General features: G+C 59.0%; 10 protein-coding genes. 6 read left to right on the forward strand and 4 right to left on the reverse strand.

The features are described from left to right. Positions 1-6: 6 nt before the first annotated feature. A complete protein-coding gene (locus B3C1_RS11970) occupies positions 7-582 on the forward strand; it encodes a hypothetical protein (RefSeq protein WP_008485093.1) in 576 nt (191 codons plus the stop codon). A gap of 104 nt (positions 583-686) precedes the next feature. Here B3C1_RS11970 and acuI read toward each other — a convergent pair whose 3' ends face one another. Together acuI and acuR are read right to left on the reverse strand one after the other, a co-directional pair. Next, entirely contained in the window at positions 687-1,670 is a 984-nt protein-coding gene (gene acuI, locus B3C1_RS11975) for an acrylyl-CoA reductase (NADPH) (protein ID WP_008485094.1), read from the reverse strand. Position 1,671: 1 nt separating this feature from the next. Then, positions 1,672-2,313, reverse strand: a complete 642-nt coding sequence (gene acuR / locus B3C1_RS11980) for an acrylate utilization transcriptional regulator AcuR (protein ID WP_008485095.1) — start codon at positions 2,311-2,313, stop codon at positions 1,672-1,674. A 90-nt stretch (positions 2,314-2,403) separates the two neighbouring features. On the opposite strand from acuR, the gene B3C1_RS11985 reads away from it, so the two are divergent. Together B3C1_RS11985 and B3C1_RS19820 are read left to right on the forward strand one after the other, a co-directional pair. Continuing rightward, positions 2,404-3,453 (forward strand): NAD(P)H-dependent flavin oxidoreductase, encoded by a 1,050-nt coding sequence (locus B3C1_RS11985; protein ID WP_008485096.1) that lies wholly within the window; start codon positions 2,404-2,406, stop codon positions 3,451-3,453. 187 nt (positions 3,454-3,640) lie between these two features. Next, a complete protein-coding gene (locus B3C1_RS19820; RefSeq protein WP_192813375.1) occupies positions 3,641-4,180 on the forward strand; it encodes an Eco29kI family restriction endonuclease in 540 nt (179 codons plus the stop codon). Between the two features lie 28 nt (positions 4,181-4,208). Here B3C1_RS19820 and B3C1_RS19825 read toward each other — a convergent pair whose 3' ends face one another. Together B3C1_RS19825 and barA are read right to left on the reverse strand one after the other, a co-directional pair. Then, entirely contained in the window at positions 4,209-5,354 is a 1,146-nt protein-coding gene (locus B3C1_RS19825) for a DNA cytosine methyltransferase (protein WP_008485097.1), read from the reverse strand. A gap of 448 nt (positions 5,355-5,802) precedes the next feature. Continuing rightward, the gene (gene barA, locus B3C1_RS11990; RefSeq protein ID WP_008485098.1) at positions 5,803-8,496 is read right to left on the reverse strand and encodes a two-component sensor histidine kinase BarA; all 2,694 of its coding nucleotides are present in this window, start codon (positions 8,494-8,496) and stop codon (positions 5,803-5,805) included. Positions 8,497-8,583: 87 nt separating this feature from the next. Here barA and rlmD point away from each other — a divergent pair, with 87 nt between their 5' ends. From rlmD to mazG, 3 genes are read left to right on the forward strand one after another with little or no spacing between them, the layout of a single operon-like run. Next, complete coding sequence (rlmD, locus tag B3C1_RS11995) at positions 8,584-9,888, forward strand: 23S rRNA (uracil(1939)-C(5))-methyltransferase RlmD (protein WP_008485100.1); 1,305 nt, start codon at positions 8,584-8,586, stop codon at positions 9,886-9,888. Then, entirely contained in the window at positions 9,888-12,065 is a 2,178-nt protein-coding gene (relA, locus tag B3C1_RS12000) for a GTP diphosphokinase (RefSeq protein WP_008485102.1), read from the forward strand. Before rlmD ends, relA begins: the two co-directional genes overlap by 1 nt. Then, complete coding sequence (gene mazG / locus B3C1_RS12005) at positions 12,062-12,841, forward strand: nucleoside triphosphate pyrophosphohydrolase (protein ID WP_008485104.1); 780 nt, start codon at positions 12,062-12,064, stop codon at positions 12,839-12,841. The genes relA and mazG overlap by 4 nt, the downstream gene beginning before the upstream one ends. Positions 12,842-12,918 lie beyond the last annotated feature (77 nt).

A 12,918-nucleotide genomic window follows, 5' to 3' on the forward strand; every position in this document is an offset into this window, starting at 1 on the left:
AAGAGCATGGCCGCTGCCTATCTGCCCCTGGCCCGCATCGGTGAGGTCAGCCATTGGACCCTGGCCCAGCTGCTGGACGCCATGTACGACAACCAGGTCCAGCTCTACGGCCAGATACAGCTGGAGGGGGCCATCATCTATGAGCGCCGCCGCCTTGAGCGTTGGATATTGGGCTGCCTGGACTACCAGGGTATTGTCGCTTTGGGCTGGGATGAGTATCGCCATATCCGCCATAACAAGGTGGCCGAGGTTACCGGCTGCGAGCTGCTGAGCCCCGAGGGCATCCGCCATTGGCGGCCCTGGCCCCAGGGGGACTTTCCCCTGCCCAACGAGATGTTTTTTGCCGCCGATTTTTGCCCGGCGCCGCCGACCCGGCTAAGGGCCTGGCTGGGCCGCCCCTACCTTGGCGAGTGGCGACTGGGGCAGGTGGCCGACGAACTGGCAAGAACGGCCGGGGCCAGCGTTGACCCGCCACAGCGCTACAACATCTTCGGCCTTTGCAAAGGAGTGAAGCTGGCCCCGGCCGACGCCCGTTTTTGCCTGGCCGAGATCCCCGCCGAGGTGCGCAGGCATGGGCCATAAAAAAGGGCCCTAAGGCCCTTTAACGGCTCACCAGCTCAGCTCAATCCGCACCTCTTCTGCCACCGGTTACGGCCGCCTTGGGCTCAACCTGTGGCAAATGCGGCTTAGCGGTTTACGTCCACCACCAGCCGGCCACAGACCTTGCCATCGAGCAGGGCCTGAGCCTTGCTGACCGCTTCGCCAAGCGTGATTTCTTCGGTGATGGCGGCAAGCTTTGCAGGGTCTAAGTCCCTTGCCAGCCGCTGCCAGGCAACCAGGCGCTCGGCTTTGGGGCGGGTGACGCTGTTGATACCCAAAAGGCTCACCCCGCGCAGGATAAAGGGCGCCACAGTGGCGGGCAGATCCATGCCTTGGGCAAGACCACAGGCCGCCACCAGGCCGTCGCTTTGGGTCGCGGCGCAGGCGTTGGCGAGGGTGTGGCTGCCCACCGAGTCTACCACCGCAGCAAAGCGCTCTTTGGCTAGCGGCTTGCCGGGCTCGCTCAGCTCGCGCCTGTCGATGATGTGGCTGGCGCCAAGGGCCTTTAAGCCTTCGGCCAGTGCCGGGCGGCCGGTGGCGGCGGTAACCTGATAACCGAGCTTGGCCAAAAGGGCGATGGCAACGCTGCCCACACCGCCGTTGGCGCCGGTCACCAGCACCTCGCCTTTACTTGGGGTCAGGCCGTTGCGCTCAAGGGCCAGGATGCAAAGCATGGCGGTGTAGCCGGCGGTGCCGATGGCCATGGCTTGGCGGCCATCAAAGGCCTCGGGCAGGGGCACCAGCCAGTCGCCACTCACCGAGGCCTTTTGGGACAGCCCGCCCCAGTGCTGCTCGCCAACCCCCCAGCCGTTCAGCACCACCTTGTCGCCGGTCTTGAAGTCCGGGTGCTGGCTGTGGCTGACGGTACCGGCAAAGTCGATGCCCGGCACCATGGGAAAACGGCGCACCACCGGGCTGGTGCCACAAATGGCCAAGGCGTCTTTGTAGTTGAGGGTGCTGTGGCTGATATCCACCTGCACGTCCCCTTGGGGCAGGGCGCTTTCGTCCAGGCTTTGCAGATTGCAGCGGTAACCTTGCTGGTCTTTTTCGACAACCAATGCGTTGAACATGTTAACTCCGTGACTGTGGCAGACCGGCCATAAAGCCGTTGATAAAGATGTCCAGAGGGGCCGCTGAGCGGCTAAGACGAGCGCGCAGCACGGCGCCTTCCCAACCTATCCAGAAAAAGGCGGCAAGCTCCTGGGTGTCGGCACTTTGGGCCAAGGCGCCTTCTGTTTTGGCAAGTTCCAGGCACTGGGCCAGGCGGCGCTGCCAGCCGGTCAGCACCGCTTCTAAGCGCTCACGAAAAGGTGCCGGCAACAAGGTGACCTCCTGGCCAAGGTTGCCCACCAGGCAACCGCGCTCAAAGTGGTATCTGGCCATGCCGGCCTTGGCCTCTTCGGCAAAGTCGGTGAGCCGTGCAAGGGCCGGGCGGGCAGGGTTGGTCAGGCACTTATCCAGCAGGTGGCAAAAGAAGGCGTCGTAGCTTTGTAGCACCGCCAGGCCGTAGGCTTCTTTGCTGGCAAAATAGTGGTAGAAGGAGCCTTTGGGCACGGATACCGAACGCAAGATGGCGTCAAGGCCGGTGGCGCTAAAGCCCTGGCTGGTATAGGTTTCGATACCGGCCCTGAGCAAGTCGGCTTTGATTTGCTCGGGGCTGCGGTCTTGGCGGGGCGGGCGGCCTCGGCGTTTGGGTTGGGTCGTATTTTCCATGGAAATTAATTTAGACTGATCGTCTATTAAATGGCAAGGTAAAAGCCCTGCCGGTTATCCGGCAGGCATGAAAGCCAAGCAGGAGGTGCCATGAAATCTCAGTTGTTGTCGCGTCTCGGTATGACAGTGCCCATTATCCAAGCGCCCATGGTGGGGGTGTCTACGGCCCGGCTGGCGGCGGCGGTGTCGAACGCCGGTGGCCTTGGCAGTATTGGTGCCGGTGCCAGTACCGCCGAGCAGGCCAGGGCGCAAATCGCCGAGGTGCGGGCACTCACCGACAAGCCTTTTAACCTCAATCTTTTTTGCCACCAGCCGGCCCAGGCCGACCCGCTGCGTGAGGCGGCCTGGCTGGCGCACCTCGCCCCCTTCTTTGCCGAATTGGGCGCCAAGGCGCCAACGGCCATTGGCGAGATCTATCAAAGCTTTGTAGGCGACGAGGCGATGCTCGCCATGCTGCTGGAAGAAAAACCGGCGGTGGTGAGCTTTCACTTTGGCCTGCCGCCGCAAGGGGCCATCGACGCCCTGAAAAAGGCCGGTATCACCTTGCTGGCCACTGCCACCAACCTGGCAGAAGCCAAGCAGATTGAAGCGGCCGGTATCGATGCCATCGTTGCCCAAGGGGTAGAGGCCGGTGGCCACCGGGGCGTGTTTAGCCCCAATGAGGACGATGAGATCGGCACTTTGGCGCTGGTCAGGCAGCTGGCCCAGGCCTGCCAAGTGCCGGTTATGGCCGCTGGCGGCATTATGGACGGCGCCGGTATTCGCGCTGCCATGGCGCTCGGGGCGCAAGGGGTGCAGCTGGGCACCGCCTTTATTCTTTGCCCCGAATCGGCGGCCAACGACGCCTACCGCGCCGCCATGAAAAGCGAGCGCGCCCTGCATACCGCCATTACCAGCAATATCTCCGGCCGCCCGGCCCGGGGCCTACCCAACCGCTTTTACCAGCCGCTTGATGATTTAGCGCCAGCGCTGCCGGATTACCCCATCGCCTATGACGCCGGTAAAGCCCTGGTAGCGGCCGCCAAGGCCGCAGGAAGTGAGGATTTTGCGGTGCAGTGGGCCGGTCAGGGGGCGCCTTTGGCCCGCGCCTTGCCGGCCGGCGAGCTGGTCCGTACCCTGGTCCGGGAAATGAGCGATTAAATGTATTAACAGGTTGAAGGTCAGAGGCATTCGCGAGAGACCATTTTTGATTGGCTCTGCCTCCAAGTGAAGAGTGAGGTCTAGTACGTCACATGATTGAGCCTTGAATAGAACTATAAAACGTTGTGTGAACTTTTATCCTATTGTAAATTCACGTTGACTTTTCAAAAAATCAAGGATGATAGAAGTGAGTATAAACCTCTCCCAGCAGACTTTTCGATCGCATCAGTTGATGCAGATAGCTAATGAAGCAACTCGTTTTTTAGAGTCCACACCAAAACACACATTGCCGTTAGGTTCCACATTTAATGGGGCTGGAGTGTATGCTTTATATTATAGTGGCGGTCATCAAAGCTATAAGAGCTTGGGGGGAAATCCAATATATGTCGGAAAAGCTGTTCCCACTGGTGCTAGAACTGGGGCAATAACTAACAGAGAAGAACCTAAACTAAAAAATCGTCTTGCTGAGCACGTAAGAAGTATTCAGCAGGCAAGTAATTTAGAGATAAAAGACTTCAAATGTCATTTTATGATCATTCCAATCGAAATGAGTGCCATTATTCCAGTTGTGGAGTCGACGCTGATAAACCGCTATCAGCCGATCTGGAATACTAAGATTGACGGGTTTGGTAACCATGATCCTGGTAGCGGTCGTTACGAACAGGCAAGATCTGAGTGGGATAGACTGCATCCTGGAAGGAAATGGGCTGATAAGCTGAAAGGATAGATTTATTTTTTGGTAGGTAAGGCTCGCCTTACCTACTTAATATACTTCTGTAAATACTGATTCCAATTGTTTCGGCAAGTTGTGAAGGAACAGCATTTCCTAACTGCCTCATTACCTCTCCCCAGGCTCCTGAGAAAATGAAGTCGTCAGGGAAAGTTTGAATTCTTGCGCTTTCTCTAACTGTAAAATATCGAACTGAACCATCTTCATAACGGATCATGTTCTCTCCACCAGGAACGCCATGTCCTCCAGCCTTTAATGTCTTAGATGGTTCATCGATATAGCTTCCTGTATGGCCAGGATAACTTTTTGCTCCATCTTTGAATTCGTGATGGTCTAAGTTGCAAGATGCGAATGTATCTCTAGGATCAGGAATATCACTAATAGCATCTCTTACCGTGCGCCATGATTTCAAAGATGGTTTTGAGCCTTTGTATTTTTTTTGGAGGCGCATTGCCAGCGAGTATTCAGACTTTGTTCTAGGAGGGGGAAGGATATTATGTTTTTCCCAATAGGATTGGTCAACAATTTTACTCCATAGCAAGGCATCTTGACTATGGGTAGGCTCCGGAAAAGACCATGTAACATTAATATCATTCCTGAACCCTATGATGAATACGCGCTCTCGCTTCTGAGGAACACCATAGTCAGCAGCGTTTACTAGCTGATACGTAATTTTATATTCGGGTAGGGATGCGCTATTAATCGCTTCCAATCTATTCCTATGAGAGTGCCAATCTTCATTCTTCTCAGAAGGAAATGACGGATACTGCAATTGAAGTAGAATATAGTCAAAATACTCCTTGAAGTTACTTCGTAACAGTCCCTTCACGTTCTCAAATAAAAATACTTTTGGGCTCAGCTCTCTAACCGCTCTCACGGCTTCAGGAAACATATCGCGGTTGTCGTTATGCGCTTTATGCTTACCTCCTAGAGAGAATGGCTGGCACGGAGGCCCTCCTGAGACTAAATCGATACTATCATCAATGGTGTTGTAGTCGAAATCGCGGATATCTCCCTCAAAGAGTCGCGAGCCATAACCAGTGCATTCATTCAAGCGTAAGGTATTGCAGGCGTCCCTGTTATGTTCAATAACGCTCATATGTTTAAATCCTGAGCGGCTGAGGCCGATCGCTAGCCCGCCTCCTCCTGCAAAAAGTTCAACTGACTTCATCTCGTAACTTATGTCTTGGTAGCTAACTAATTGATTTTGTTGGTAGTGCTGCCGCTTGTTTTCTTCGACCAGCCGCCTATATTAATCACAGCAGCACTCAAAGACAAAGAGGTTGCGCATTAAAAGCGCTGATAATTTAACCTTTATCTGCTGGAAATATGTCAGCGCAGATTTTCAGAGTGTTGATTTTTTCTCTTCGAAATCAACGACGACATTATTTATGGATGGGAGATTTATAGGTATGCAAAAATGAATGCTAATAAAATGTCATAGCACTTTTATTAGCAGGAATTCTTAAGGTCTTTATTTGAGCTGTGATAGATTTTTAGGTCCTTGCATAAGAGAACTACTGTTCTTTGATGGCAGAACTTTAGGGGAAGTATAAGTAAGTTGCATTGGATTGGGGATATTGGCAAAGCTATTTCTAATCTTCACTAGTCATATTTATTCACCCCACCAGCCCCTGCCGTCCTACCTCTTCATCCAACTTATCCATCTCGTCGATAAGTTCGAACACTTCCGGTTCCAGGTCGGCGGTGGCGGCGCCTTTTTTCAGGGCCGTTTCGATTTCGTGGGCCAGGTTTTTCAGGCTGGGGGTGCCGGTGTAGGCCAGGGCGCCGTTGAATTTATGAATGTGCTGGTAAAGGGCTTCGCTGTCCCCTTCGGCCAGGGCCTGTTCCAGTTCCTGGCGGGTTTGCGGCAGGGAATCGACCAGCATTTTGACCATGTCCTTGGCCAGGGCTTCACGGCCGCCGGCTTGCTTTAAGGCCTGATCCCAGTCCAGCACCACCTTGGCCTTGAGCCAGCGCAGCAGGCTGGCGTGCAGGGTGCGCTCGTCTATGGGTTTGGTGAGGTAGTCGTCCATGCCCTGGTTGAGCAGTTTCTCGCGTTCCCCGGCCATGGCGTGGGCGGTAACGGCGATGACGGGCGGGCAGCCCTGGCCCAGCTTTTCACGGATCTTGGTCATGGCGGTGACCCCGTCCATGTTGGGCATTTGGATATCCATGAAGATGACGTCGAACTGCCACTTGTCCACCGCTTCGAGGGCCAGCAGACCGCTGGCGGCGGTATGCACTTCGCAGGGGGTGTCTTCCAGCAGGGCCGCCATCAGCTTGAGGTTGGGGGCGTTGTCGTCCACCACCAGGATCCGGCCTGGGGGCAGGGGCGCCAGGGCACTGGGGGCACTGAGGGGTTGTTGGTGGCTGCTGGGCAAATCCCCCACCAGGGCCCGGTACAGGCGCGGCGCAGTCAGGGGTTTGACCAGGCAGTGGTCCAGCCCCAGTTGCAGCAGCTGTTCCCGCACCTGTGGGTCGGCATGGTTGGACAGGCCAATCAGGGTGGCGCCCTGGGGCTTGTCCAACTGCTTGAGCAGATCCATGACGTTGCTGCGTTCCAGCTGGTCCAGCAGCACGAAGTCGGCCTGGGGCATCAGGCGCGGGTCATCGGTGCTCTTAAGCACAAAGGGCCAGCTCTTCATCAGCAGGGTCATCATCTGGCGGGTGCGGCGGCTGCCGTTGACCAACACCAGGGTCTTGTCCTGAAGAGGTTCCATGGGCAGGGCGTCGTGGAACACCATGTTGGCCCTTTTCACCGGCAGGGTGAACCAGAAGGTGGAGCCCCGACCCAGTTGGCTTTCCAGGCCCATCTGGCCGTTCATCTGGGCCACCAGGGTCTTGGAGATAATAAGGCCGAGGCCGGTGCCGCCGAAGCGGCGGGTAATGGAGGCGTCGGCCTGGGCGAAGGCGTTGAACAGGTGCTGTTGCTGCTTGGGGTCGATGCCGACGCCGGTGTCGGTGACGGTGACCTTGATTTCGCAGTCGTCGCTGCCTTCGCGGCAGCTGTGGCTTACCACCACGTCCACGCCGCCGGCCTGGGTGAACTTGACGGCGTTACCCATCAGGTTGGTCAGCACCTGTTTGAGGCGCAGGGCGTCCCCCACCAGGGCGTCCGGGGTGTCGGGGGGCAGGTGCAGGCACAGTTCCAGGCCTTTTTCCCGGGCGTTGGCCCCCATCATGTCCACCACTTCGAAGAGGGCGTCGTGGAAGCTGTAAGGAGTGGTGTCCAGTTGCAGCTTGCCGGCTTCGAGTTTGGAGAAGTCCAGTACGTCGTTGATGATGGCCAGCAGGTGCTGGGCCGAGCGCTCTATGGTTTGCAGGTAGTCGGTCTGGCTGGGGGTGAGCTGGGTCTTCATCAGCTGGCGGGCAAAGCCCAGCACGCCGTTGAGCGGGGTGCGCAGCTCGTGGCTCATGTTGGCCAGGAACTCGGATTTGACCTGGCTGGCTTCCTGGGCGCGCTTGCGGGCCTTGTCCAGCTCGATGTTCTGGATCTCCACCTGTTCCAAGGTCATGCGCAGGTCATAGGTGGCCTGGTCGATGTTGTGCTGCATGTCGGCGTGGTATTCGTCCAGGGACTTGGCCATGGCGTTGATACCGTTTTTCAGGGTATCGAGCTCGCCGATCAGCACCCCTTGCACCCGGGTGTCGAGCTTGCCTTCGCGGATGCGATCCACCGCATGCACCATGTTGGAGATGGGGTCGGTGACGTGCTTTAGCAGGCGCCAGGTAAAGAGCAGGTGCACCATGACGCCGATAAAGACGATCAGCAGGGTGCGAAACAGGGCTTCGTGCTGGGCGACCGTGGTGCCGTCCTGGTTGAGCTGGATGGTGATGTAGCCCAGCAGTGGCTGGTTGGGGTCTATCTTGTCGCGATAGCTGGCGTAGAAGCTGGTGTCGGCCACTATGGGGGCCCGCAGCATCAGCCGGCCCTCGTTGTAGGCAAAGGTGGGGATTTGCGGGATGGGCTGGCCGGCGGGCAGCTTCATCAGCGGGAAGTCCCGGTGGAAAGTAGAGGACACCATGGGGGTGCCGTCCTTGTCGTAGACGGCGATGTTCTTGATGGCTTCGGTGTTGCGCCGGTGCACGGCGCTGACCAGGCGTTTGAGCTGTTCCCGGTCTTCCAGCACCAGGCCGGGCTCGGCCGCTACTGTCAGGGGTTCGATAACGGCAATGCCCTGATCTTTCAGGTGCTCCAGTACCTCTTGGTAGCGTTGCAGGGTAAAATACCCGCCCAACAGGGTGCCGATCAGCAACGTTGGGGCCAAGGTCAGTATTAATACCCAGGCGCGTAGGCCAAATCTGGTCATGCCGGTGACTAGGGTCCTTTATCGATCAAATGCATCCTTTCCCGCCGCTATAATGGCACAGCCTTTTGCCAATCCCCAAGGTCTCCCATGGTACAGATATATCGCCCGCAGAAACGCCAACAACAGACTGTTGTTCAAGAAGTTACCATCACCGACCTGGACCTGCATGGACAAGGGGTGGGCCGCCACAACGGCTTGGTATGCTTCGTGCCTGGGGCCCTGCCGGGAGAGAAGGTCAAAGCGCGGTTAACGGTTAAGGGTAAGGTGGCCACGGGCCGCCTGCAAGGCCTGCTTGTCGCGAGTGACGAGCGGGTCGAGCCCAGATGCGAGTATGTGGGCCGCTGCGGCGGCTGCCAATTGCAGCACCTGCCGGTGGCCAGCCAGCTTAATTACAAGGAGGCGGCCCTCAAGGGCGAATTGCAAAGGGCGGGGATTGCGGTTGCCCAGTGGCAGCCGGCCCTGACCGGGGCTGAGTTCGGTTACCGGCGTACTCTGCGCCTGGCCATTTTCGACGGCAAGCTGGGTTTTCGCGCCGTCGGCTCGCAAAACATCATTCCCGTCAGCCACTGCGCCGTTGCCGAGCCGGCCCTGTCCAAGCTGCTGCCGTCCCTGCAGGGGCTGCTGCCCCGCCTCAAGGGCCAGCGCCATTTGGGCCACCTGGAACTGTTGCACCTGCCGCCCCACACCGCCGCCCTTTGGCGCCTGACCGGAGCCTTGCCCAAGGCCGACATGGAAAAGCTTATCGCCTGGGCCCAGGCCGAGGATGTGGTGCTCTACACCCAGCAGCAGGAAATAACCCAGCACTGGCCCCAGCAGCCCCAGGCCCTTGGCTACCGGCTGGACGACCTTGAACTGAGTGTCGGCCCTGCGGACTTTATCCAGGTCAACGGCAGCATCAACCAGGCCATGGTGGCCCAGGCACTGGCCTGGCTGGCCCCCAGCCAAGATGAGCGGGTGCTGGACGCCTACAGCGGCCTTGGTAACTTCAGCCTGCCCCTTTGCAAAAGGGCCAAGGCGGTGGTGGCGGTAGAAGGAGTGGCGGCCATGACCGAGCGCAACCGCCACAACGCCGAGCTTAACGGCCTGACCAACCTGGACGCCCGCACCCTGGACCTGGACGACCAAAGCGCGGTGGCGGCCCTGGTGGCAGAAGGCTTTGAGGCCGCCCTGCTGGACCCGGCCCGCCCCGGTGCCCAGGCCCTTTGCCAGGCCCTGGCTTCTGGTACTGGTCCCGGCCGGGTGCTCTATGTATCCTGTAACCCTTCCACATGGAAAAGGGATGCCGCCCTGCTGGCGCAAGGTGGCTACCGGCTATTGCGCCTGGGCCTGATGGACATGTTCAGCCAGACCGCCCATGTGGAATTGATGGCACTTTTTATCCGGGAGGGGTGATGGTTTCCATCCGCGGTACGCACCAGGGGCAGGGTGCCCTGGACACCCAGGCATGGCTCAATTCCTTGGTCCTGCGCGAGCAGGACCAGCCGCGCCTCAAGCAGGCCTGCGAGGCACTGGAGGACGACCGCAAGGCGGCGGCCCAGGAAATGGTGGAGATCCTCTGCGATCTCGCCATGGACGGTGACACCCTGCTGGCGGCCCTGCTGGTGCAGCCTTACCGCGCCAAACAGCTGACCCGCGATCAGGTGGTGGACCAATACGGCACCACCCTGGCGGCCCTGCTTGACTCGGTGATCGACATGGACGCCATCCGCACCCTGCACCAAAGCGCCGCTTCCGCCGGCCAGGTAGACAAGGTGCGGCGCATGGTGCTGTCCATGGTCAACGATGTGCGGGCCGTGGTGATCCGGCTGGCCGAGTCCATTGTCGAGCTGCGCGCCGTCAAGGACGCCGACGAAGAAACCCGGGTGCTGGTGGCCAAGGCCGCCGCCAACCTCTATGCCCCCCTGGCCAACCGCCTGGGGATAGGCCAGCTCAAATGGGAGCTGGAAGATCTGTCTTTCCGTTACCTGCACCCCGACACCTACAAACGCATTGCCAAGCTGCTGGACGAGCGGCGTATCGACCGGGAAGACTACATCCGCGACTTTGTGGCGGGCCTGGAAGCCGGGCTCAAGGCCGAAGGGGTCGACGCCCAAGTCTACGGCCGGCCCAAGCACATCTATTCCATCTGGAAGAAGATGAGCCGCAAGCATCTGGCCTTTGACGAACTCTTTGACGTGCGGGCGGTGCGCATCATAGTGCCGCGCCTGCAAGACTGTTACGCCGCCCTGGGGGTGGTGCACACCCAGTTCCACCATATCCCCAAGGAATTTGACGACTATGTCGCCAACCCCAAGCCCAACGGCTATCGCTCCATCCACACCGTGGTGGTGGGGCCCAAGGGCAAGACGGTGGAAATTCAAATCCGCACCCAGGCCATGCATGACGAGGCCGAACTAGGGGTAGCCGCCCACTGGGCCTATAAGGAAGGGGGCGCCGGCGGCAAGGACGCAGGCCTGGAAGGCAAGGTGGCGTGGCTGCGCAAGATCCTGCAATGGCAGGAAGAAATGGCCGACGCCGGGGACCTGGTGGAAGAGCTCAAGCACCAGGTGGTGGAAGACCGGGTTTATGTCTTTACCCCCAAGGGAGACGTGGTGGACTTGCCCGCCGGCGCCACGCCGCTCGATTTTGCCTACAACATCCATTCCATGGTGGGGCACCGCTGTATCGGCGCCAAGATCTCCGGGCGCATCGTGCCCTTTACCTACCAGTTGCAAACCGGTGACCAGGTGGAGATCCTCACCGGCAAGGAACCCAACCCCAGCCGTGACTGGCTCAACCCGCACCTGGGCTATGTGCGCTCCAGCCGGGCCAGGGCCAAGGTGCAGCACTGGTTCAAGCAGCTGGACCGGGACAAGAACCTGGCCGCCGGCCGCGAAGTGCTGGAGCGGGAACTGGCGCGGCTGGACCTGGATATGAGCCATGCCCAGGTGGCGGTTGAGAAGTTCAACATGCTCAACCTCGACGATCTCTTGGTGGCCATCGGCGGCGGTGACATCAAGCTCAACCCGGTGGTCAACTACCTCAACAGCCACTACTTCAAGCGGGAAGTCACCGACGACGAGGCGGTGGCCGAGATCATCAACCAAAAGTCCTCGGCCAACCGCAAAGCCGGCAAGAGCCCCTTTGTGGTGCAGGGGGTGGGTAACCTGCTGACCAACATCGCCGGCTGCTGCCAGCCGGTGCCAGGGGACGATATCGTCGGCTTTATCACCCAGGGCCGTGGCATTTCGGTGCACCGCACCGACTGCGACGAACTGCTAAAACTGGCCCGCAAGCACGGCGAGCGGGTGGTGGAAGTGGACTGGGGCGACACCCCGGGGCAAAGCTTTGGCGCCACCTTGCGGATCCAGGCGGCCGACCGTAACGGCCTGCTGCGGGATATTACCGCCATCCTGGCCAATGAAAGGGTCAATGTGGAGGCCATGCGCAGCCACACCGACTACAACAACAACGTGGCCACCATAGAGGTGCAGGTCAGCCTGCAAAAGCTCGACACCCTGGGCAAGGTGCTGGCCCGCATCAACCAAATCCCCGACGTTTTTGAAGCCAAGCGTATTACCCAAAAATGACCGAAATAGACCGCCTTATCGCCATCATGAGCCGCCTTCGCAACCCCGACGGCGGATGCCCCTGGGACCTGGCCCAGGACTTTGCCTCCATAGTGCCCCACACCCTGGAAGAGGCCTACGAGGTGGCGGACGCCATTGCCGGCGGCGACCGCCAGCAGATCCGTGACGAATTGGGGGACTTGCTGTTCCAGGTGGTCTTCTACGCCCAACTGGGCAAGGAAGAGGGGGCCTTTGACTTTGACGCCGTGGCCAAGGCCATCAGCGACAAGCTGGTGCGCCGCCACCCCCATGTGTTTGGAGAGCTCAACGAGGCTGACGGCGAACGTCTCAAGGCCAATTGGGAGGCCATCAAGGCCGAGGAGCGCCAGGACAAGGGCCTGGGTGACTCGGTACTGAGTGACGTGCCCCTGGCCCTGCCGGCCCTTAGCCGCTCGGTGAAGCTGCAAAAGCGGGCGGCAAGGGTTGGCTTCGAGTGGGACGAGCTGGCACCGGTCTTTGCCAAGATCCAGGAAGAAATTGCCGAAGTGCAGGTGGAAGTGGCGGCCCAGGACCAAGCCAAGCTAGAAGAGGAAATGGGGGATCTGCTGTTTGCGGTGTCCAACCTGGCCCGCCACCTCAAGGTGGACCCGGAAGCGGCCCTGCGCCTGGCTAACCAGAAATTCGAGCGGCGTTTTCGGGCCATCGAACAGCGGGTGGCTGCTGCCGGTGAAGACCTTGCCAGCCAAGGCCTTGATAAGCTTGAGGCTCATTGGCAAGCGGTGAAAGCTGACGAATAGCGCGTTGTGGGGAAGGCACCTTTTCCTCTATAATGTCATCCCGTCCCGAGATCCCCACTTCTTAACGCGCTCAGGTT

The sequence above is a fragment of the Gallaecimonas xiamenensis 3-C-1 genome, assembly GCF_000299915.1.
Lineage (GTDB): Bacteria > Pseudomonadota > Gammaproteobacteria > Enterobacterales > Gallaecimonadaceae > Gallaecimonas > Gallaecimonas xiamenensis.